Origin of the sequence: Streptomyces wedmorensis (assembly GCF_000716445.1) — a bacterium.
In the GTDB taxonomy this organism is placed as follows: Bacteria; Actinomycetota; Actinomycetes; order Streptomycetales; family Streptomycetaceae; genus Streptomyces; species Streptomyces wedmorensis.
Genome location: NZ_JNWK01000035.1, coordinates 118,075 through 137,943 on the forward strand (window position 1 = coordinate 118,075; position 19,869 = coordinate 137,943).

At 71.5% G+C, this 19,869-nt stretch carries 15 protein-coding genes and 1 pseudogene; 7 read left to right on the forward strand and 9 right to left on the reverse strand.

The window, feature by feature from the left end:
- Window positions 1-2: 2 nt before the first annotated feature.
- Window positions 3-724 (reverse strand): annotated as a pseudogene (locus OO54_RS41685) (LLM class flavin-dependent oxidoreductase).
- A 131-nt stretch (window positions 725-855) separates the two neighbouring features.
- Between OO54_RS41685 and OO54_RS25640 the strand changes: the two are divergent.
- The 3 genes from OO54_RS25640 to OO54_RS25650 are packed head-to-tail and all read left to right on the forward strand — an operon-like array spanning window position 856 to window position 3,112.
- A complete protein-coding gene (locus OO54_RS25640) occupies window positions 856-1,356 on the forward strand; it encodes an HD domain-containing protein (RefSeq protein WP_033206975.1) in 501 nt (166 codons plus the stop codon).
- Window positions 1,357-1,406: 50 nt separating this feature from the next.
- The gene (locus OO54_RS25645; protein WP_033206976.1) at window positions 1,407-2,051 is read left to right on the forward strand and encodes an RNA polymerase sigma factor; all 645 of its coding nucleotides are present in this window, start codon (window positions 1,407-1,409) and stop codon (window positions 2,049-2,051) included.
- On the forward strand, window positions 2,048-3,112 hold the full coding sequence (locus OO54_RS25650) for a CU044_5270 family protein (RefSeq protein ID WP_033206978.1): 1,065 nt from the start codon (window positions 2,048-2,050) through the stop codon (window positions 3,110-3,112). The genes OO54_RS25645 and OO54_RS25650 overlap by 4 nt, the downstream gene beginning before the upstream one ends.
- 4 nt (window positions 3,113-3,116) lie before the next feature.
- Here the strand turns inward: OO54_RS25650 and OO54_RS25655 are convergent, their stop codons facing one another.
- The gene (locus OO54_RS25655; RefSeq protein ID WP_234439525.1) at window positions 3,117-4,046 is read right to left on the reverse strand and encodes a glycerophosphodiester phosphodiesterase; all 930 of its coding nucleotides are present in this window, start codon (window positions 4,044-4,046) and stop codon (window positions 3,117-3,119) included.
- A gap of 263 nt (window positions 4,047-4,309) precedes the next feature.
- Between OO54_RS25655 and OO54_RS25660 the strand changes: the two genes are divergently transcribed.
- Window positions 4,310-5,020 (forward strand): IclR family transcriptional regulator, encoded by a 711-nt coding sequence (locus OO54_RS25660; RefSeq protein ID WP_234439526.1) that lies wholly within the window; start codon window positions 4,310-4,312, stop codon window positions 5,018-5,020.
- Between the two features lie 178 nt (window positions 5,021-5,198).
- Entirely contained in the window at window positions 5,199-5,669 is a 471-nt protein-coding gene (locus OO54_RS25665) for a hypothetical protein (RefSeq protein WP_234439527.1), read from the forward strand.
- Window positions 5,670-5,735: 66 nt separating this feature from the next.
- Here the strand turns inward: OO54_RS25665 and OO54_RS25670 are convergent, their stop codons facing one another.
- The 4 genes from OO54_RS25670 to OO54_RS25685 all read right to left on the reverse strand — a co-directional run bounded on the left by OO54_RS25670 (window position 5,736) and on the right by OO54_RS25685 (window position 10,613).
- Window positions 5,736-7,178, reverse strand: a complete 1,443-nt coding sequence (locus OO54_RS25670) for a GH1 family beta-glucosidase (protein ID WP_033206984.1) — start codon at window positions 7,176-7,178, stop codon at window positions 5,736-5,738.
- Window positions 7,179-7,248: 70 nt separating this feature from the next.
- Window positions 7,249-8,160, reverse strand: a complete 912-nt coding sequence (locus tag OO54_RS25675) for a carbohydrate ABC transporter permease (protein ID WP_033206986.1) — start codon at window positions 8,158-8,160, stop codon at window positions 7,249-7,251.
- Between the two features lie 4 nt (window positions 8,161-8,164).
- Window positions 8,165-9,169, reverse strand: a complete 1,005-nt coding sequence (locus OO54_RS25680; RefSeq protein ID WP_033206988.1) for a carbohydrate ABC transporter permease — start codon at window positions 9,167-9,169, stop codon at window positions 8,165-8,167.
- Between the two features lie 91 nt (window positions 9,170-9,260).
- On the reverse strand, window positions 9,261-10,613 hold the full coding sequence (locus OO54_RS25685; protein ID WP_033206990.1) for an ABC transporter substrate-binding protein: 1,353 nt from the start codon (window positions 10,611-10,613) through the stop codon (window positions 9,261-9,263).
- Between the two features lie 357 nt (window positions 10,614-10,970).
- Here OO54_RS25685 and OO54_RS25690 point away from each other — a divergent pair, with 357 nt between their 5' ends.
- Entirely contained in the window at window positions 10,971-12,002 is a 1,032-nt protein-coding gene (locus tag OO54_RS25690; RefSeq protein WP_033206992.1) for a LacI family DNA-binding transcriptional regulator, read from the forward strand.
- A gap of 117 nt (window positions 12,003-12,119) precedes the next feature.
- Here OO54_RS25690 and OO54_RS25695 read toward each other — a convergent pair whose 3' ends face one another.
- The gene (locus OO54_RS25695; protein ID WP_033206994.1) at window positions 12,120-13,874 is read right to left on the reverse strand and encodes a glycoside hydrolase family 6 protein; all 1,755 of its coding nucleotides are present in this window, start codon (window positions 13,872-13,874) and stop codon (window positions 12,120-12,122) included.
- Between the two features lie 17 nt (window positions 13,875-13,891).
- Window positions 13,892-15,430, reverse strand: coding sequence for a cellulase family glycosylhydrolase (locus OO54_RS25700; protein ID WP_209440903.1), 1,539 nt, complete (start codon window positions 15,428-15,430; stop codon window positions 13,892-13,894).
- Window positions 15,431-15,704: 274 nt separating this feature from the next.
- Here OO54_RS25700 and OO54_RS25705 point away from each other — a divergent pair, with 274 nt between their 5' ends.
- Window positions 15,705-18,614 carry a glycoside hydrolase family 48 protein gene (locus OO54_RS25705; protein WP_033206997.1) on the forward strand — a complete coding sequence of 970 codons (2,910 nt, stop codon included), beginning with the start codon at window positions 15,705-15,707 and terminating at the stop codon, window positions 18,612-18,614.
- A 60-nt stretch (window positions 18,615-18,674) separates the two neighbouring features.
- Here the strand turns inward: OO54_RS25705 and OO54_RS25710 are convergent, their stop codons facing one another.
- Entirely contained in the window at window positions 18,675-19,760 is a 1,086-nt protein-coding gene (locus OO54_RS25710; RefSeq protein WP_033206999.1) for a WD40/YVTN/BNR-like repeat-containing protein, read from the reverse strand.
- Window positions 19,761-19,869 lie beyond the last annotated feature (109 nt).

The following is a 19,869-nucleotide window of genomic DNA, read 5'->3' on the forward strand; positions in this document are numbered from 1 at the left end:
ACTCAGCCCCGCGCCAGCTCGCCCAGCAGCTTCCAGGTGCGGCGCCGGTCCTCCTCGCCGTTCAGCTCCGTCGCGGTGAACACCACCTCCGTCGCCCCCGCCTCGCGGTAGCGCCGCACCTCCTCGGCGACGGTCTCCTCGTCACCGATCACGGCGAGTCCGGCGGCCCGCGAGGCACCGGAGAGCTCGATCGCCCGGCGGTACGACGGAATCCCCTCGTACAGCGCGAGCGCCTCGTGCGCCTTCTCCCGTACGGCTTCGGCGTCGGCCGTGACCACGCCCGGGACGAGGGCCACGATCCGGGGCGCGGGCCGGCCGGCCGCGGTGGCCGCGGCGGTCACGGCCGGCACGACGTGCTCGGCGAGCGCACGCGGCCCCGCCAGGAACGGCAGGACGCCGTCGGCCAGTTCACCACTGACCCGCAGTGCCTGCGGCCCCATGGCCGCGCCGTCTGCGCCTGACTGGAGACGAGCAGCGGATGGCGGCCGAAGACCGGGATGGCGGAGGTGCCCACCTGGAGCCCCGGCACCTCGCGCCCCACGATCGCGGCCGGCGAGGGAGAGCCGCAGCCGAAGGTCTGGCCGAACCACCCCGAACGCAGTCCGGCGTCGCGCGCCTCCCGTGCGAGCCGCACCGTGTCGTCGATCGTGCGCTGGACGGTGGTCGAACCGAGCGTTACTCCGAGAGTCGTGCACCCGGCAACCCGCGCACCGCCGAAGGCCATTCCCGCTCCCGTGTGAAAAGTGTGCTGCACGCCCGCCGAGGCAAGGCGCGGCGTCGGGCACGGGTCCGGGCACGGGATCGGGCAAGGGGGGAGGCGCAGGGCCGCCGCCGCACGCCCGCGATGATGGGGGGATGAAGACTCTCGCCGAGGTGGACGCGCTCGCCGACCGGGCGCACGCCGGACAGACCGACAAGATCGGCGTCCCGTACGTCGCGCACGTGAGGGCGGTCGCCGCCGGCCTGGAGGCGTTCGGCCCGCAGCTGGTCATGGCGGGGCTGCTGCACGACGTCGTCGAGGACACCGAGTGGTCGACGGAGCAGCTCCGTGCCGCGGGAATCCCCGACCGGGTCGTCGCCATCGTCGACGCCGTCACCAACCGGCCGGGCACGCCGTACGAGGAGAAGATCCGCCGCATCACGGAGGACCCCGACGCCACGCTCGTGAAGATCGCCGACAACGCCCACAACAGCCGTGCGGACCGGGCGGCATCGCTTCCGCCCGGACAGCGGGATCGGCTCGCCGCCAAGTACCGTGAGGCGCGGCGGGTGTTGTGGGCGGCGGCCGACCCCGAGGACATCGCGACGATCCTCCGCGTCGTCAACCCCGAGCTCCTGGAAGAGATCGCCCCCTGATGTGACCGGCGTCACGGGAACCCGCTCCCGGGGCCGGACAGTCGAGAGACGTGAACACAGACCTGCGCGCACGCATCAGGGACGGAGACCCCTCGGCCTTCGCCGAACTCTTCGACTCCTACTCCCGAAGCGTCTACAACCACGCCTTCCGGCTCACCGGCGACTGGTCGGTCGCCGAGGACGTCATGGCGGCGACCTTCCTGGAGGCCTGGCGGCTCCGGGGGAAGGTGGACCCCGAAGGGGGGTCCGTCCGGCCCTGGCTGCTCGGCGTCGCCACCAACGTCGCCCGCAACCACTGCCGGGGCAACCGCCGCTACCGGGCCGCCGCCGCCGCGTACGCCGCGGCCGGACCGCCCGAGGCCTCGGTGCCCGACCACGCCTCCGAGGTCGCGGGCCGGCTCGACGACCGCCGCCGCATCGCGGCCACCCTGCGCGCGCTCGGGACGCTGCGCCGCACCGAGCGCGAGGTCCTCGTGCTCTGCCTCTGGGAGGGCCTCGCCTACACCGAGGTCGCCGAGGCCCTCGGCGTACCCGTCGGCACCGTCCGCTCCCGGCTCTCCCGCGCCCGCACCAAGCTCCGTACCGGGGCCGAGAAAGAACTCGCCCGCGAAAAACGGGAACCCGCACCCCGCCCCCGACAGACAACAGGTGATCGCGTGAACGCGGTCCGGCCCGCGCAGGAAGGAATCCGATGAACCCCGAACCGAACCAGCCCCGAACGGCGAACCGGCAGGAGAGCGGAGACCTTCCGGCGATCGAGGAGCACGACCTTCCTCCGGGCCGCCACCAGTTCCACAAGGAGCGCCTGATGAACCGGATCCACGAAGACCGCATCGCCACCGCCGCCCGCCCCGCGCGCAACCCGTTCCTGCGGAAGGCGATCCTCCTCCCGGCCGCCACCGCCCTCGCCGGCGCGCTCGCCGTCGGCGCCCTCGTCGTCCTGCCCGGCGGCGCCAACGGCACCGACGACCGCGCCACCGGCCCCGTCCTCACCACCACGATCGGCACCGTGAACGAGCACGGCGCGCCCGGGCTCCTCGACCGGATCTCGCTCGCCGCCGCCGAGGTGGACGCCCCCAAGGGCCGCGCCGGCCAGTACATCTACATCGAGACCCGGGCCGCGGGCACGCACGTGAAGACCGTCGGCGACAAGAGCACCCTGGTCAGTCAGCCGCTGCACACCCGGCAGACCTGGCGGTCCCCGGACGGCCTCAAGGGCTGGCTGATCGAGCCCGGCAACACCGGACCCGAGGGCATCACCCTCGAAGGCCTCGACGAGCAGGGCAACATCCCGGAGCCGCACCTCGGCGCGCCCTCGCACGACTACCTCGCCGCACTCCCCACCGACCCCGACGCACTGCTGCGGAAGATCTACAAGGAGACCGAGGGGCAGGGCAACGGCAAGGACCAGCAGGCCTTCACCACCATCGGCGACCTGCTCGTCGAGAGCTGGCCCTCCCCGGAGCTGACGGCCGCGCTCTACAAGGCCGCCGCGAAGATCCCCGGCGTCGTGACGGTCGACAGCGCCACCGACGCGGCCGGCCGCAAGGGCGTCGCGGTCGCGCGGCTCAGCGAGGTCGGCGGACAGCGCACCGAATGGATCTTCGACAGCAAGACGTACGCCTTCCTCGGAGAGCGCACGGTCCAGGTGAAGGGCGACGCCGGCGAGGGTGGCCTCATCAAGCCCGGGACCGTCGTCCACACCGCCGCCGTCATGACCCGGGCCTTCGTCGACGACGTCAAGGTCACCCCGTAACGGCTCAGTTCGACCGGCCCGAGATCCAACCGCCCAGCTCGGTCGGGCGGTTGGTGATGATCCCGTCCACCCCGAGCGCGTCGAGCTCCTTCCAGCGGGCCGCGCGGTCGACCGTCCAGACGTTCACCGCCACGCCGGCCGAGTGCAGTTCGGAGACGACCTGCGGGCGGGTGGCGAGCGCCGCGTCCGAGACGTTGTACGCGGAGAGGTCCAGCTGCTCGGCCAGCGCGACCGGGTCCGCGTCCAGGGTGACCCGCAGCAGGCCGAGCGGCAGGTCGGGCGCGAGCTCGTGCGCGTGCTCGAGCGACGGGATGTCGAAGCTCTGCACGAAGACCCGGTCGCTCATGTCCTGCTCCCGGATGTCCCGCACGATACGGGCGACCTCGGCACGGGTGTGCGCGCCCTTGATCTCCAGGAGCAGGTTCCCGCCGCGCTCGCGCAGGTCCGCCAGCTGGGCGGCGAGCGTCGGGACGCGGACACCCGCGTACGCGGGCGCGAACCAGGACCCGGCGTCGAGGGCGTCCAGCTGGGCGGCGGTCAGGGCGCGGACCCGGCCCGTGCCGTCGGTCGTCCGGTCGACGGTCGTGTCGTGGAGGATGTACGGCACTCCGTCCTTGCTCGGCTGGACGTCGTTCTCGATCCACTTCGCCCCGCCCCGGCGGGCCACCTCGTCCGAGACCAGGGTGTTCTCGGGAGCGGCGGACGGCGCGCCCCGGTGGGCGATCACGGTCGGCGGCGCCCCCGCCGCGCGGAGCCAGGGGGTCGAGCCGTTCGCGTGGTCCGCCGCCGCCACTGCCGGGCGGGGTGCGGACCGCGAGGGCGGCGCGGCGACCACGAACGCGGTGCCGACGGCGGCCACGCCGAGCACCGCCGTGGCGAGGGCGGCGTTCCTGCGGCGCCGCGACCGGGGGGCGGACGGATGAGCGTCTCTCATGAGCGGACACCCTACGCGGCCGGACATCCCCTCCCGGCGCAGGCCCGCGGGACTCCGCGCGGTGGCGCGCGGCAGGCCCGCCGGAGTCCCGCCGCAGCGCCCGCGACACGACGCGCCGCACGAGCCCTTCGTCGATTCGTCCGGGTCTGCGGCATGGTGGGAGGCGGGCCCGGAGCCGTGCCATCGGGGGACCACGGCTGGGGCGTGAGAGTCGGGGGAGACTCATGGACACCGGTACGGGACGTGGGCCGGAAGGCGGCGCGGTGACCATCGGGACCGGCCGGGAGGCCGGGCGCGGGCAGGCGCCGGAGCGCGGCCGTGGCGTCCTCGAAGGGGCGTTCGCGCTGCTCGACGCGTTGCGCCGGAGCGGCGACGAGGCCGGAGTGACCGAGCTGGCGCTCGCCTGCGGCGTACCGAAGGGCAGCGTGCACCGACTGCTCGACCAGCTCGTCGGGGTCGGCGCCGTCGAGCGCAGGGGCAACCGCTACCGCGTCGGCCCGCAGCTCTACCGCCTCGGCCAGGCCTGGGAGCCGCACCCCGGCCTGGTGCCCGCCGCCCGACTGCCGCTCCAGCGGCTCCGGGGCGTCACGGGCGCCAGCGTGGTCCTCGCCGTGATGCGCGAGGAGATGGCCATCACGGTGAGCTCGGTGCCGGGGGACCTGGAGCCGCTGCTGCCGGTACGGGACGGCATCGCCTTCCGCCTCGACACCGCCGCCGGGAAGGCCCTGCGCGGCCCCCTCCGGGGCGGGGCGGTCCTGGACCGGGAGGACGTGATGGACGGGGTGTGCTGCGCCTCGCTGCCGGTCCGCGCCCCCGACGGGCGCACCGTCGCCGCCCTCGCCGGCATGGTCCCGGCCGGCCGGCGGCTCGACGCGCTCGCCCAGGCCGTCGCCGAGGCCGGCGCCGCCATCACCCGCGCGCTCGCCCGCGGCGGCCAGCGAAGACCGGTTCCGACGACCGCCCTCGTGCTCTGAGCACCCCTCGGGAAGACGGATTCGCGTCCCCGTTCCGTCCAGCGGAACGCGCGTAGAACCGGACCGGGCCGAACGGGCACAGTAAGTGTCGTGCCGGGGGGAAACGGCACACCGGCCCCGCCGAGGACGGCGGACCGGAGCCACGTCACATGAGTGACCCGATGTGTGGGGGGACCACATGCGCAAGAACCGAATCGTCCGACTGGCCGCCACCGCCCTGCTCGGACTCGGCACCGTCGGCGCCTTCGCCGGCACCGCGCACGCCGAGCCGATCGACTACGTGAAGATCGAGCTCTTCGAGCTGCACTGCCAGCAGAACAGCGAGGGCGACCACGACGAGGCCTACCTCAAGATCACCGACGCCAACGGCAACGCCGTCAAGGTCTGGCCCGGCAGCGGCATCAGCTACCAGACGATGGGCTCCGGCTACGTCCGCTCCATGGCCGACGGCAACGGCAACGCGGCCCTCATCCTCGGCAAGGAGCAGGCCCGGACCCTGACCCTCTGGGACAAGGACACCTTCGGCGGCGACGACAAGCTGGGCTCCACGCTCGTCACCGGCAGCGAGGTCGGCGCCGAGACCCAGTGGCGCACCGTCGAGGGCTCCGGCGGCGTCTACGTCATCGGCTACCGGGTCATCGACATCTGATCAGCCGTCACTCCATGAGGAAGGGCCGTACCGGGCGACCGGTACGGCCCTTCCCCCGCAGGGGGATCAGCCGCCGTCGGGCGCGAGCAGCTCACCCGACCGCGCGACCCGCGCGTACCACCGCGCGCTCGACTTCGGCGTGCGCTCCAGCGTGTCGTAGTCGACCCGCACCGCACCGAACCGCTTCGCGTAGCCGTAGGCCCACTCGAAGTTGTCGAGCAGCGACCACAGGAAGTAGCCGCGCACGTCCACCCCGTCGGTCATCGCCCGGTGCACGGCCTCCAGGTGCGCGTGCACGTAGGCGGCCCGCTCCGGGTCGTGGACCGTGCCGTCCTCGCCGACGACGTCCTCGTACGCCGCCCCGTTCTCGCTGATCACCAGCGGGAGTTCGGGGTACGCGGCGGAGACCCGGGTCAGCAGGTCGTACAGGGCGCCGGGGTCGACCGCCCAGCCCATCGCCGTCGGCTCGCCCGGCGCCCGGTGGAAGGCCACCGAGTCCGCGCCCGGCCACGGTGAGTACGCGCTGTTGCCGTGACCGTCGTCCTGTGGCTTCTCCGCGCCCTCCGGGACGTGCGAGACGACCGTCGGCGTGTAGTAGTTGATCGCGAGCAGGTCCAGCGGCTGCTTCGCCGTGGCGGCGTCGCCGTCCCGGACGAAGGACCAGTCCGTCAGCTGCGCGGTGTCGGCGAGCAGGTCCTCCGGGTAGGCGCCCTCCAGCATCGGGCCCAGCCACACGCGGTTGCCGACGGCGTCGATGCGGCGGGCCGCGTCGAGGTCCTTGGCGGAGCCGGTCAGCGGCCGCACCTCGTGCAGGTTGAGCGAGACCGCGATCTGCCGGTCCGCCGGCAGCGAGGCCCGCAGCGCCTGGACCGCGAGGCCGTGACCGAGGTTGAGGTGGTGGGCGGCGCGCAGCGAGGCCACCGCGTCGGTGCGGCCCGGGGCGTGGACCCCGGAGCCGTACCCCAGGAAGGCGCTGCACCAGGGCTCGTTGAGCGTGGTCCACCGCCGGACCCGGTCGCCGAGGGCGTCGGCGACGATCCCGGCGTACTCGGCGAACCGCTCTGCGGTCGCGCGCTCGGGCCAGCCGCCCGCGTCCTCCAACTCCTGCGGCAGGTCCCAGTGGTAGAGCGTCAGGGCCGGCTCGATCCCGGCGCCGAGCAGCTCGTCGACGAGCGCCCGGTAGAAGTCCAGGCCCTTCTGGACGGCCGGCCCCCGCCCGGTCGGCTGTACCCGGGACCAGGAGACGGAGAACCGGTAGGCGTTCAGGCCGAGTTCGGACATGATGCCGACGTCTTCGCGGAACCGGTGGTAGTGGTCCACGGCCACGTCACCGGTGTGGCCCTCGAAGACCTTGCCCGGGGTGTGCGAGAAGGTGTCCCAGATGGACGGGGTACGGCCGTCCGCCGCCGCCGCTCCCTCGATCTGGTACGCGGCGGTGGCCGCGCCCCAGAGGAAGTCGGGCGGGAACGAACGGGTGGCGGTGAGCGGCCGGGTTTCGGACGCGGTCATAGGAGAGCGCTCCCAACGCGGGTACGGGGTGGTTACGTGCGGAAATCGGGTTACGGGCCCGGCGGGGCGGTCAGCTCTTGACGGCGCCCGCCGTGATGCCGCCCACGATGTGCTTGCCCAGGAAGGCGAAGACGAGCAGCAGCGGCACGGTGGATATCAGCGCGCCGGTCAGCACGACGGCGTGGTCCACGGTGTGGTTGCCCGCGCCGAGCCCGGCGAGCGCCACCTGAAGGGTGGGGCTGCCGTCCGGGGTGAGGGCGATGAACGGCCAGAAGAAGTCGTTCCAGGACTGGACGAAGACCAGCATGCCGAGCACCGCCATCGCCGGCCGGGCGATCGGGAACACCACGTGCCAGATGACCCGCAGGCTGTGCGCCCCGTCCATCCGGGCCGCCTCCACCAGCTCCATCGGCAGCGCCTCCACGAGGAACTGGCGCATGAAGAAGACGCCGAAGGCCGCCACCAGCGAGGGCAGGACGACCGACTGGAGCTGGTCGAACCAGCCGAGGTCCGTGATGATCTGGTACAGCGGGATGACGCTGAGCTGCGGCGGGATCGTCATGGTGGCGACCACGAGGGAGAGCAGCATCCCTCGGCCCCGGAACGGCAGCTTGGCGAACGCGAAGCCGGCGAGCGTGGAGAACAGCACGGTGGACAGGGCCACCAGGCTCGCCACGATCGTGGTGTTGATCAGCGCCTCGCCCATGTCGACCTGGTTCCAGGCGAAGCTCAGGTTGTCCAGGAGACGGTTCCCGGGCAGCAGCGGGGCAGGCGCCTCGACGACCCGCTCGCCCGTGTGGGACGCGGCGACCACGTTCCAGTACAGCGGGAAGAGCGAGACGAACGCGGCCACGGCGAGCAGCACGTACGTCAGCGGTCCCGCGTGGTGCTGACGGCCGGCCGACTGGCGGAAGCGGCGCGGCGGCCGGGCCGGGGCCGGAGCCGGGGCCTCGATGGGCGAGGTGTCGAGTGTGCGGGCCATGAGGTCAGCCCCCCAGCTTCTTGCGGTTGGAGCGGGACACGAGCGCCTGGACGCCGCCGATCAGGAGCAGGAGCAGCAGCATGACCCAGGCGATCGCGGAGGCCTGGCCCAGCGCGCCGGTCACCCACCCCTTCTCGTACATCAGCAGGCTCAGCGTCTGGAACTGGTTGCCGCTGCCGCCGCTGATGCCGACGCTGCCGCCGAAGAGCATCGGTTCGCCGAAGAGCTGGGTGGCGCCGATGGTGGAGACGATGATCGTGAAGAGGATCGTCGGCCGGATGGAGGGGATGGTGACGCTGACGAACTGCCGCCAGCGCGACGCGCCGTCCAGCGAGGCCGCCTCGTACAGGTCCTGGGGCACGGCCTGCATGGCGGCCAGGTAGATCAGCGCGTTGTAGCCCGTCCAGCGCCAGGTGACGATCACCGAGATCGCGATCTGCGCCGGCCACTTGGACGACTCCCAGTTCACCGGGTCGACGCCGAACCAGCCCAGGAGGCCGTTGATCATGCCGTAGTCGGTGTTGAACAGCTGGGCGAAGACCAGGGTCGCCGCCGCGATCGAGGTGGCGTACGGGGCGAGGATCGCGACCCGGAAGAAGCCCCGGCCGCGCAGCTTGTAGTTGAGCAGGTGCGCCAGGCCCAGGGCCATGAGCAGCTGCGGAACGGTCGATATCACCCCGATGGTGAAGGTGTTGAGGAGCGCGTTCCAGAAGAACTCGCTGGTCGCGAGGTCGGTGTAGTTCTCCAGGCCCTTCCACGTCGGGTCGCCGCCGAGCTCGACCCGGTTGAGCGAGAGCCAGCCCGTGTAGAGCAGCGGGAAGAGGCCGAAGGCGGCGAAGGTGAGGAAGAAGGGGGCGACGAAGACGTACGGGATCGCCTTGAGGTCCCAGCGGTAGAGCGTGCTGCGCCAGCCGCCCCCGGAGGAACGGTGGCCGCGGGGGCCGGTGGAGGAGGGCGGTGCGGCGGGCGGCGGGGAGCCGTCGTGCCTCGCCCGAACGGAGGTGGCCACGGGGGCGTCCTTCCAGGTCGATGCGTGCGGTGGTGCGGACGGTGCCGGCCCGCCGCCCGGCAGGCGGCGGCGGGCCGGCGGACGGTCCCCGCTACTGGTCGATCTTGTCGTCGACCAGCTTCTTGACGTTCTCCCAGGCCTTGGCCGGGTCGGTGCCGCGCTGCTCGATGTCGAGGATGCCGTTGTCGGTGAGGAAGGTCTTCACCTGGCCGTCGTAGCGGCTGATGACGGCGGGGGTGATGCCGGCCGCCGCGCTGGAGAAGATCTTGCCGACCGGGGTGTCGCCGAAGTACGGCAGCTTGGCGTCCTGGACCGCCGAGGAGGCGAGGGTGTCCTTGGACGAGGGGATGTTGCCGTTGACCGCGAACACCTTGGCGTGCTGCTCGGGGGCGGTCAGCCAGGCCGCGAGCTCGGCGGCCTCCTTGGTGTGCTTGCCGGCCTTGGGCACGGCGAGGAAGGAACCGCCCCAGTTGCCGGCGACGGGCGGCGTGGCGATGTCCCACTTGCCCTGGTTGGCGGGGCCGGCCTGGTCCTTGATGATGCCGGTCATCCAGCTCGGGCAGGCGACGGTGGCGAACTTGGAGTTCTTGAAGGCCGCGTTCCAGGTGCCCTTCTCGTCGAACTGGCGGAGCTTGGCGGTGAGGCCGCCCTGGGCCGCCTTGACGGCGGTGTCCCAGGCCTTCTTCACGCCGGGGCTGTTCTCCCAGTCGAGTTCGCCGCTGGTGTTGGCGTACTGCACCGGGTCGCTGGAGACGACGGCGTTGAAGAGTCCGCTCGCGGAGTCGTGGAAGGCGGTGCCGGCGGGCGCGGCGGCCTTGTACTTCTCACCGGTCTCGATGAACTTGGCCCAGTCGCCGGCCCACAGCTTGGCGACCTCCTCACGGGCGGTGGGCAGCTTGGCCTTGGCGAAGAGGTCCTTGTTGTAGCAGATGGCCATCGGGCCGATGTCGGTGCCGAGCGCGATGACCTTGCCGTCGGAGGTCGTCGCCTGCTTGACCTTCCAGTCGAGGAAGGCGGCGGTGTTCGCGCCGCCCTCCTTGCCCAGGTCGACCCACTTGTTCGCCATGGCGGTGCCGGTGGCCTCGGCGATGTAGCCGACCTCGACGGCCTGGATGTCGGCGACGCCGCTGTTCTGGGCGAGGCGCAGCTTCAGGGTGTCCCAGTACTTCTGACCGTCGGAGACGTTCGACTCCTCGATCTTGATGTTCGGGTGGAGCCGCTCGTACTCGGCGTAGAGCTTCGCGCCGGTCTTGTCGTCGTAGCCGAAGGAACCGAAGGTCCCGATCCGCAGCGTGATCTTCTCGGCGCCCTGGGTGCTCGTGCCGCCCTTGCCGCCGGCGTCCTCGTCACCGCCGCAACCGGTGAGCAGGGTCGTGCCGGTCACGACGACGGCGACCGCCGCGATCGCCGCACGGCGTCCGCGTCTGCTGCTGGAAGTGCGCATTCCACTCTCCTCGTCCAAGGTGGTGCTCGTTGTGCGCCATGAGGCCCGGCCGGCGGATCGCGGCTCGGCGGCTGCCCTGCAGGGCCTGATGCAGGCTGTGTGCGTCCCGGATGGGAGCGCTCCCACGTCGTTGCCGGAAGGTTGCTGCCTGGCGGGTGCGAGTGTCAAGACATGAACGCGGATTCGTTACCGGAAGGTTTTCCGGGGGATTCGCGACGCCCTGCGGCAACGCGGGCGTCATCTCCTGAACGCAGACGCGTGGCGCGCCGGGACGGGCGTGGACTAGTGTGGGAGCGCTCCCATCCTTCCGTGGCCGTGGTGAGCAGCGCGTTGTCCTACGAGGGGAGTTCGGGAGTCGTGAACGGACGGCAGAGCGGCAGACCCACCCTGGAGCAGGTAGCGGCCCGGGCCGGGGTCGGCCGGGGCACGGTCTCCCGGGTCATCAACGGCTCCCCGCGGGTGAGCGAGCAGACCAGGACGGCCGTCGCCAGAGCCGTCGCCGAACTCGGCTACGTACCCAACCAGGCCGCCCGCGCCCTGGCCGGCAGCCGCACGGACGCGATCGCGCTCGTCATCCCCGAGGCGGAGGCCCGCCTCTTCGCCGAGCCGTACTTCCTCGACCTCATCCGGGGCGTCAGCGCCGAACTCGCCGAGGCCGACAAGCAGCTCCTGCTCACCCTGGTCCGCAGCGAGCAGGAGCGGCAGCGGTTCGAGCAGTACCTCGCCGCCCAGCGCGTCGACGGGGTGCTCCTCGCCTCCGTGCACGGCGACGACCCGCTGCCCGAACGGATCCGGGAACTGGGCCTCCCGGTCGTCATGAACGGGCGCCGCTCCGAGGCCGAACCCGTGCCGTACGTGGACTCCGACAACATCGGGGCGGGCCGGGCCGCCGTCGCCCACCTCGTGGCGCGCGGGCGGGACAGGATCGCGACCGTCACCGGACCGCTCGACATGTACGTGGCCCGCGCCCGGCTGGGCGGCTACCGGGCCGGCCTCACCGAGGCCGGCCTACCGCCCGACGAGGAACTGGTCTCCGCGGGCGACTTCACCGAGGCGGGCGGCCGGCGGGCCATGCGGCTGCTGCTCGACCGCCGCCCGGACCTGGACGCGGTCTTCGCCGCCTCCGACGTGATGGCCGCCGGGGCGCTCGGAGTGCTGCGGGAGGCGGGCCGCCGGGTGCCGGAGGACGTGGCCCTCGTCGGCGTCGACGACTCGCCGGTGGCGCGCCTGATGGACCCGCCGCTGACGAGCGTGCGGCAGCCCATCGAGGAGATGGGGCGCACGATGGCGCGGATGCTCATCCAGGAGATCCAGAAGGGTTCGGCCACGCCGGAGGAGCCGCGCAAGCGGGTGCTGCCGACGGAGCTGATCGTGCGTTCCTCCTGCTGACCGCGGGTACGCCGATGCCCCGCGGGACGATCCGTCCCGCGGGGCCTTCGCGCGCGTGCTCCCGCGGCCGGCCGGGATCCTGGGGTCCGGTCGGCCGCGGGGCCCGTGCGGTGGGTGTTACAGCGCCGGGTGGGCGTTCTTCAGGAGCTCCTGGAACTGGGCGGAGAACCACTTGCCGGAGAGCGGGGCGTTCGGCAGCGCGCCCGACATGCTGTTGCCGTTACGGGCGTTGCCCGTGTACGTCGGGTCGCACATCCGGTCGAAACCCTTGCCCTCGTCGTTCGGGATCTCCGAGGAGGCGCCGTCGGACTCGCCCGGGGGCTTCATCCAGACGTAGGCGTCGATGCCCGCGGCGGGGGCCGCCTGGGGCCGCTCGCCGAGGCCCGCGCCGGACTGGTTGCACCAGTTGCCGAGGTGGATGCGGCGATCGTAGCGGCCGCCGTTGACGTAGGTGTCGACGCTGGTCAGCGCTCCCGGAGCGGTGGGCCGGGCGGTGCCGCCCCAGCCGTTGCGGGAGGTGTCGATCAGCATGCCGAGGTTGCTGTCGAAGCCGATCGAGACCAGCTTGGCGCGCATCGCCTGGGCGTACGACAGTTCGTCGGTGTAGCGGTTCCAGTCGACCCACTTCGACTGGCGCACGGAGGTGCCGTTCACGCTGTCGTCGATGGTGAAGTGGTCCTCCTTCAGGGCGCTGTAGTTGGCGGTGTTGACGATGAAGCCGTGCACGTTGGAGACCGTGGAGCCCTCGGCCGTGGCGGCCTGCTTGAACAGCTCGGCGGACGGGCCGAAGTTGTCGTCCCAGCCCAGCCAGCCGTGGTGACCGGCGTCGATGTAGTTGTAGACGTTGCCGATCGCGCCGAGCTTCTTGAGCGCGTAGCCGACGCCGGTGATGTAGTTGCCGTTGGCCTTCATGACGTCGCAGTTGGCGGTGGCCGTCGGACGCCCGGAGACGTTGGTGACGAGGTTGGGCAGCGAGTCGATCTCGACCGTGGTGACGATCCGGAGGCCCGCGTACTTCGCGTCGCCGAGGATCGCGGCGATCGGGTCGATGTACTCGGTCTTGTAGCGGTTGATCTCGGTCGGTCCGAGCTCGCCGTTGGAGGCGAGCGCGGCACAGTCGCGGCCGGGCAGGTTGTAGACGACGAGCTGGACGACGAGCTCGCCGGAGCCCTTCTGCTCCAGGGCCTTGTCGAGGTGGGCGCGCAGGCCCATCGAGGTGCTCGAACCGTTGATGGCGGCGATCCGGTCGAGCCAGACGCCGGTGGGCTGGTTGGAGACCTTGGTGCCGCCCGGCTCGGCCGCGGCCTTCGCGGACCACTCGGGGTTCACGTACACCTTGGCGCCGGCGTACGGGTTGTCGGCCTTGGTCCCGGCCGGCGGCGGCGTGGTGGGAGGCGTGGTCGGGGGCGTGGTGGGCGGGGTGGTCGGGGGTGTCGTCGGCTCGGTGGCGCCGTTGCAGACGACCCCGTTCAGCTTGAAGGTGGCCGGCACGGCGTTGGTGCCGCTGTAGGAGCCGTTGAAGCCGAAGGAGGTGGAGCCGCCGGTGGCCAGCGTCCCGTTGTAGGAGACGTTCTTGGCGGTCACGCCGGCGCCGGACTGGGTGATGGTGGCGTTCCAGCCCTGGGTGACCTGCTGGTTGCCGCCGTAGGTCCACTCGACGGTCCAAGCGGCAACTGGGTCACCGGTGTTGGTGACGGTCACGTTGGCGCCGAAGCCGGTGTTCCACTGGTTGGTGATCTGGTAGTCGACCTTGCAGCCGGGGGTGGCGGCGCCGGCGGTGGTGCCGAACACGGTGGCGGTGGCGCCGGTGGCGGTGATCAGGCCGAGTGCCGCCAGGAGGGCGGTGCGACTGGTGCTTCTGGTGCGGCTCATGCGGGTGGGGGTTCCTTTCAGGGGGTGAGGTCGCGCAGGTGGTCGCGCAGCCCGATGCCGAATGCGGTGGGGGTGCCGTCGTACGAGGTGATCAGCGCGGGACCCGAGTTGCAGTTCCAGGTGTTCCAGGTCCAGCCCAGGTACGAGAGGTCGCGGTCGTCGAACCACTTCATGACGCGGTCGATGAACGCGTGTCCGCAGGTGTTCTCGCCGATCTCGCCCGCGAGGAGGGGAACCTCGGCGGCTACCGGGGCGAGGGTGTTGTTCCAGCACGTCTCGTCGGAACAGGTGTTGAAGTTGTAGACGTGCCAGGCGGCGGCCAGATTGTCCGCCGGGTCAGTGGGGGCGTACGTGAGCCACTGGCTGAGGTCGTTGGAGTACGCGACGCCCGGGACGAGGACGAGGTTCTTCGCTCCCGTGGCGCGGACCGCGTCCACCAGGTCCTGCATGCCGGCGACTTCGTAGCCGATGCCGGGGCAGGTGCCGCCGTCGCGCCAGCAGGTCCAGGCCTGTGCCGCGGTGGAGGTCGCCCGGTCCGGATAGGGCTCGTTGAACAGGTCGAAGACGACCCGCCGGTCGTTCTTGAAGGTGTTCGCCACCGAGGTCCAGAACGCCGGGGTGTACTGGGCGCCGGGCATCGGCTTCTGGCAGGAGGCGTGCACGTCGGCGCAGCCCGACGAGTTGCCGGTGTACTGGCCGTGGGTCCAGTGCAGTTCGACCACGGGGGTCATTCCGTGGGCGAGCACCTTGGCCACCAGGTCCTTGACCGCGTTGACGTAGTTCGCGCCGCGGTACTCGGGCTTGATGTTGTCCAGGCCGAGCCAGCACTCCTCGTTGAGGGGGATGCGGACCGTGTTGGCCTTCCAGTCGGCGATGGCCTTGACCGAGGCGTCGTCGACGGGACCGTCGAAGAAGCCGTAGCCCTGGACGCACATGAACTCGCCGCCGGAGCGGTTGACGCCGAGGAGGCGGCGGACCGCGCCGTTCTGGTCGGTGAACTTGTTCCCGGTCACGCCGAGTTCGGGCGCGCCGGAGGCGGGTGTCGGGGGAGGGGTGGTCGGGGGTGTGGTCGGGTCGGTGGGGGTCGGTGTGGGTGTCGTGGTCGACGGGGTCGGCGTCGGGGTGGGCGTGGGCCCGTCGGTGTTGCAGGGCGTGCCGTTGAGCGTGAACGCGGTGGGAGCCGTGTTGGCGCCCGTCCAGGAGGCGATGAAGCCGCCCGTGACCTTCGCGCCCGTGGCGAGCGCGGCGTTCCAGCTCTCGTTCAGGACCGTGACGGACGCCCCGGACTGGGACCACTTCCCGCCCCAGCCCTGACTGACGACCTGGCCGGCCGGGAAGGCGAAGCCGAGGCTCCAACCGTTCAGCGCGGCGCTGTTGTTGGTGATCGTGACGGCGCCCTGGTAGCCGCCGGACCACTGGCCGACGACCGAGTACTCCACTGTGCAGGCGGGTGCGGCCGCTGCTCCGGAGGCCGTACCCACGACGGCGAAGGCGGTGCTCGCCATCGTGAGCGCCGCTCCTGCGAGCAGCGCGGACAGACGTGGGGGATGTCGCATGAGCGAGTCCTCACAGCGAGGGCACACCCCTGATGGTGTGCCGACTGGATGGAACCGCTCCCACTGGTCGGGCAGACCGTAGCGTCAACTAGCGCCAAACAAAAGAGGGGTTGGGTAAATTTCCGCCTCATCTGCCTTCGACTCTTCACACACCTTGACGCCGTTGCGGCTCAACTGCACAGTGGGAGCGCTCCCACTGGTTCAGGGCTTGTCCCCGCAAGCCCTTCTCGCTCTTCGCACCCCCAACCTCCCGAGCCGCGAGGAGAACCACCGCATGCCACGACCACCCGTACGCCGACCACGCCGGCAGCTGACCGCGCTGGCCGCGGCGCTCTCGCTGCCCCTCGGCCTCACGGCCGTCGGTGCCACCACGGCCCAGGCCGCCGCCGTGCAGTGCAGCGTCGACTACAAGACGAACGACTGGGGTTCCGGCTTCACCGCCGAACTCACCCTCACCAACCGGGCGACCACCGCGCTCAACGGCTGGACCCTCACCTACTCCTACGCCGGTGACCAGAAGGTCACCAACGGATGGAACGGCGTCTGGTCCCAGTCCGGCAGGAACGTGACGGTGACCAACGCCTCCTGGAACGGCACCCTCGCCGCGGGCGCCGCCACCACGACCGGCGCCCAGTTCACCTACAGCGGGACCAACGCCGCCCCGACCGCCTTCGCGGTCAACGGCACCTCCTGCACCGGCGCCCACCAGCCCCCGGTCGCCGTCCTGACCAGCCCCACCGCGGGCGCCGTCTACACCGAGGGCGACGCGGTGCCGCTCGCCGCCACCGCCGCCGCGGCCGACAGCGCCACCGTGAGCAAGGTGGAGTTCTACAGCGACACCACGCTCCTCGGCACCGACACGACCGCGCCCTTCACCCACAGTGCGGCCGGCCTCGCCACCGGTGCCCACTCCCTCTACGCCAAGGCCTACGACAGCCTCGGCGCCTCCGCCGAGTCGGCGCCCGTCGGCATCACCGTCGCCGCGGGACCCGCGCTGGTCGCCTCCCCCGCTCAGCTCGGCGTACGCCAGGGCGCCACCGGCACCTTCGACCTGAAGCTGTCCACCGCCCCGACCGCCGACGTCACGGTGAGCGTCGCCCGCACCTCGGGCAACACCGCTCTCACCGCGACCCCGGCGACCCTCACCTTCACCCCGGCGAACTGGAACACCGCCCAGAAGGTGACCGTCGCCGCCGCGGCCACCGGCACCGGCTCGGCCGTCTTCACCGCGACCGCGCCCGGTCACGCCAAGGCCGAGGTCACCGTCGCCCAGCTGGCCGCGGACTCCACGTACGACGCCCGCTTCCTCGACCTGCACGGGAAGATCACCAACCCGGCCAACGGCTACTTCTCGCCCGAGGGCATCCCGTACCACTCCGTGGAGACCCTGATCGTCGAGGCCCCCGACCACGGGCACGAGACGACCTCGGAGGCGTACAGCTACCTCATCTGGCTCCAGGCCATGTACGGCAAGATCACCGGCGACTGGACCAAGTTCAACGGCGCCTGGGACACCATGGAGAAATTCATGATCCCCACCCACGCCGACCAGCCCACCACCTCCTCCTACAACGCCTCCAAGCCGGCCACGTACGCCCCCGAGTGGGACCTCCCGTCGCAGTACCCGGCGAAGCTGGACTCCGGCGTGACCTCCGGATCCGACCCGATCGCCGCCGAACTCAAGAGCGCCTACGGCACCGACGACATCTACGGCATGCACTGGATCCAGGACGTCGACAACGTCTACGGCTTCGGCAACGAGCCGGGGAAGTGCTCCGCCGGACCGACGGCGACCGGTCCCTCGTACATCAACACCTTCCAGCGCGGCCCGCAGGAGTCCGTCTGGGAGACCGTCACCCACCCCACCTGCGACAAGTTCGCCTACGGCGGCAAGAACGGCTACCTGGACCTCTTCACCGGGGACGCCTCCTACGCCAAGCAGTGGAAGTACACCAACGCCCCCGACGCCGACGCCCGAGCCGTCCAGGCCGCCTACTGGGCCGACCTGTGGGCCAAGCAGCAGGGCAAGGGCGGGCAGGTCAGCGCGACCGTCGGCAAGGCCGCCAAGATGGGCGACTACCTGCGGTACGCGATGTTCGACAAGTACTTCAAGAAGGTCGGCGACTGCGTCGGCCCCACCGTCTGCCCGGCCGGCACCGGCAAGGACAGCGCGCACTACCTGATGTCCTGGTACTACGCCTGGGGCGGCGCCGCCGACACCTCCGCCGGCTGGTCCTGGCGCATCGGCTCCAGCCACGCCCACGGCGGCTACCAGAACCCCCTCGCCGCCTACGCCCTCAGCCGGTACGCCCCGCTCAAGCCCAAGTCGACGACGGGCCAGGCGGACTGGGCGACCAGCCTCGACCGGCAGCTGGAGTTCTACCGCTGGCTCCAGTCGAACGAGGGAGCCATCGCGGGCGGCGCCACCAACAGCTGGCAGGGCCGCTACGCCACCCCGCCGGCCGGCACACCCACCTTCTACGGCATGTTCTACGACGAGAAGCCCGTCTACCACGACCCGGCGTCGAACCAATGGTTCGGCTTCCAGGCCTGGTCGATGGAACGCGTCGCCGAGTACTACCAGCAGACCGGTGACGCCAAGGCGAAGACCGTCCTCGACAAGTGGGTCTCCTGGGCGCTGTCCAAGACCACGATCAACCCCGACGGCACCTACCGCATCCCCTCCACCCTCCAGTGGTCCGGCGCGCCGGACACGTGGAACGCGGCGAGCCCCGGGGCCAACACGGGCCTGCGCGTCACCGTCGCCGACTACACCGACGACGTCGGCGTGGCCGCCGCCTACGCCAAGACCCTCACCTACTACGCGGCCAAGTCCGGCCACGCCGAGGCCAAGCGGGTCGCCAAGGCCCTCCTCGACGGCATGTGGAACCACCACCAGGACCCGCTGGGCATCGCCGTCCCGGAGACACGTGCCGACTACAACCGCTTCGACGACCCGGTCTACGTGCCGACCGGCTGGACCGGTGTCATGCCGAACGGCGACGCCGTGAACTCCTCGTCCACCTTCGCCTCGATCCGCTCGTTCTACGAGGACGACCCGGCCTGGCCCAAGATCGAGGCCTACCTGGCGGGCGGCGCCGCCCCCGTCTTCACCTACCACCGGTTCTGGGCCCAGGCGGACATCGCCCTGGCCATGGGCTCGTACGCGGAGCTGCTCGAATAACGGCCCGCCCCGCGAGAGCGGGCTCCGCGTACGACGAGGGGGCTCGCCGATCAGGCCGGATCAGGCCTGATCGGCGGAGGGGTGGGCGGGGTTGAAGGCGATGGCCGAGACGCCGTCGAAGGCGTTGTGGGTCTTGGTGACCGTTCCCGTCGCCGTGTCGAGGCGGAACAGGTCCGTGCCGTAGCCCATGAAGTACGTGCCGTACTCGAAGTGGAGGACGTTCGGGTCGGTGGGGCTGGGGGCGAGCAGGGTGCTGTTGGTCAGCTTGTGCTCCGCCGTGTCGTCGAGGACCTTCGCGAAGGTGCGGCCCCCGTCGGTCGAGCGGTAGATGTGGCGGCCCTCGCTGCCGGAGCCCGGGACCGACTCGGCGAGGTCGATGCCGATGCCGTAGACGACCTGGGGGTTCGCGGGGGAGACGGCCGTTGCGAACAGGTTCGCGGAGGTGCCGGAGGTCAGCCCGGTGGAGGCGGTCCAGGTCGCGCCGCCGTCGGTGGTCACCGCGCCGCCGCGGACCATGGCGCCGGCGACGGCGTGGTTCGGGTCGGCCGCATCGAAGGTCACCGAGTAGACACCGGTCCCCGCGGGGAACGCCGGGGTGCCGGTGGCGGTCCAGGTGGCGCCCGCGTCGCGGGAGTCGTACAGGCGGCCGTCGTCGCCCGCGAGGCGGACGTGGTTCGGGTCGGCCGGGTCGGTTCCCACGCCCACGATGGAAGCGGCGGGCGAGGTCAGCGGGGTGACGGTGGAGCCGTCGATCCGGGCGAGGTAGCCGCCGTTCGGCTCCCACGCGAAGGCGCGGGTCCCGCCGCCCGCGGTGAGTCTCGCGGACGCGCTGCCCAGTGAGGCGGCGCGGGTCCACGAACAGCCCGCGTCGGTGGAGCGCTGGAGCTCGCTGTTGCGGGTGGCGAGGAGCGTGTCGGGGGCACCGAGCGCGACCAGGCCGTGGGTGTAGCTCACGGGCTTGAGCGTGCCGGTGGTGCCGACGAGGCTCGCTCCGAGGTCCGTGGTGAAGGTGACCGCGCCGTCGCCTACGACGCGGTTGCAGGTCGGGGCCGTCCAGGCGGTGCTCGTGGCCGCGGTGGCGGCGGACGGCTGGACGAGGGCGAGGGCAGCGGCGGCCGTGATGACGGCGGTACCGGCTCGCTTCATGGGTTGCCTCCCTTGTGGGGTGTGGCGCACAAGCGCTTGTCGATCTTGTTTCTATCGACAGGAAGTGATCTTGGTCAGCATGATCATTTGCCAAATTTCTTGACCGGAA

Bases quoted from the DNA above. Each gene is read 5' to 3' on its own strand.
- OO54_RS25700 (WP_209440903.1), bottom strand. From the start codon at position 15,430: ATGCGACATCCCCCACGTCTGTCCGCGCTGCTCGCAGGAGCGGCGCTC.
- OO54_RS25685 (WP_033206990.1), bottom strand. From the start codon at position 10,613: ATGCGCACTTCCAGCAGCAGACGCGGACGCCGTGCGGCGATCGCGGCG.
- OO54_RS25695 (WP_033206994.1), bottom strand. From the start codon at position 13,874: ATGAGCCGCACCAGAAGCACCAGTCGCACCGCCCTCCTGGCGGCACTC.
- OO54_RS25640 (WP_033206975.1), top strand. From the start codon at position 856: ATGAAGACTCTCGCCGAGGTGGACGCGCTCGCCGACCGGGCGCACGCC.
- OO54_RS25675 (WP_033206986.1), bottom strand. From the start codon at position 8,160: ATGGCCCGCACACTCGACACCTCGCCCATCGAGGCCCCGGCTCCGGCC.
- OO54_RS25665 (WP_234439527.1), top strand. From the start codon at position 5,199: ATGCGCAAGAACCGAATCGTCCGACTGGCCGCCACCGCCCTGCTCGGA.
- OO54_RS25670 (WP_033206984.1), bottom strand. From the start codon at position 7,178: ATGACCGCGTCCGAAACCCGGCCGCTCACCGCCACCCGTTCGTTCCCG.
- OO54_RS25705 (WP_033206997.1), top strand. From the start codon at position 15,705: ATGCCACGACCACCCGTACGCCGACCACGCCGGCAGCTGACCGCGCTG.
- OO54_RS25710 (WP_033206999.1), bottom strand. From the start codon at position 19,760: ATGAAGCGAGCCGGTACCGCCGTCATCACGGCCGCCGCTGCCCTCGCC.
- OO54_RS25650 (WP_033206978.1), top strand. From the start codon at position 2,048: ATGAACCCCGAACCGAACCAGCCCCGAACGGCGAACCGGCAGGAGAGC.
- OO54_RS25655 (WP_234439525.1), bottom strand. From the start codon at position 4,046: ATGAGAGACGCTCATCCGTCCGCCCCCCGGTCGCGGCGCCGCAGGAAC.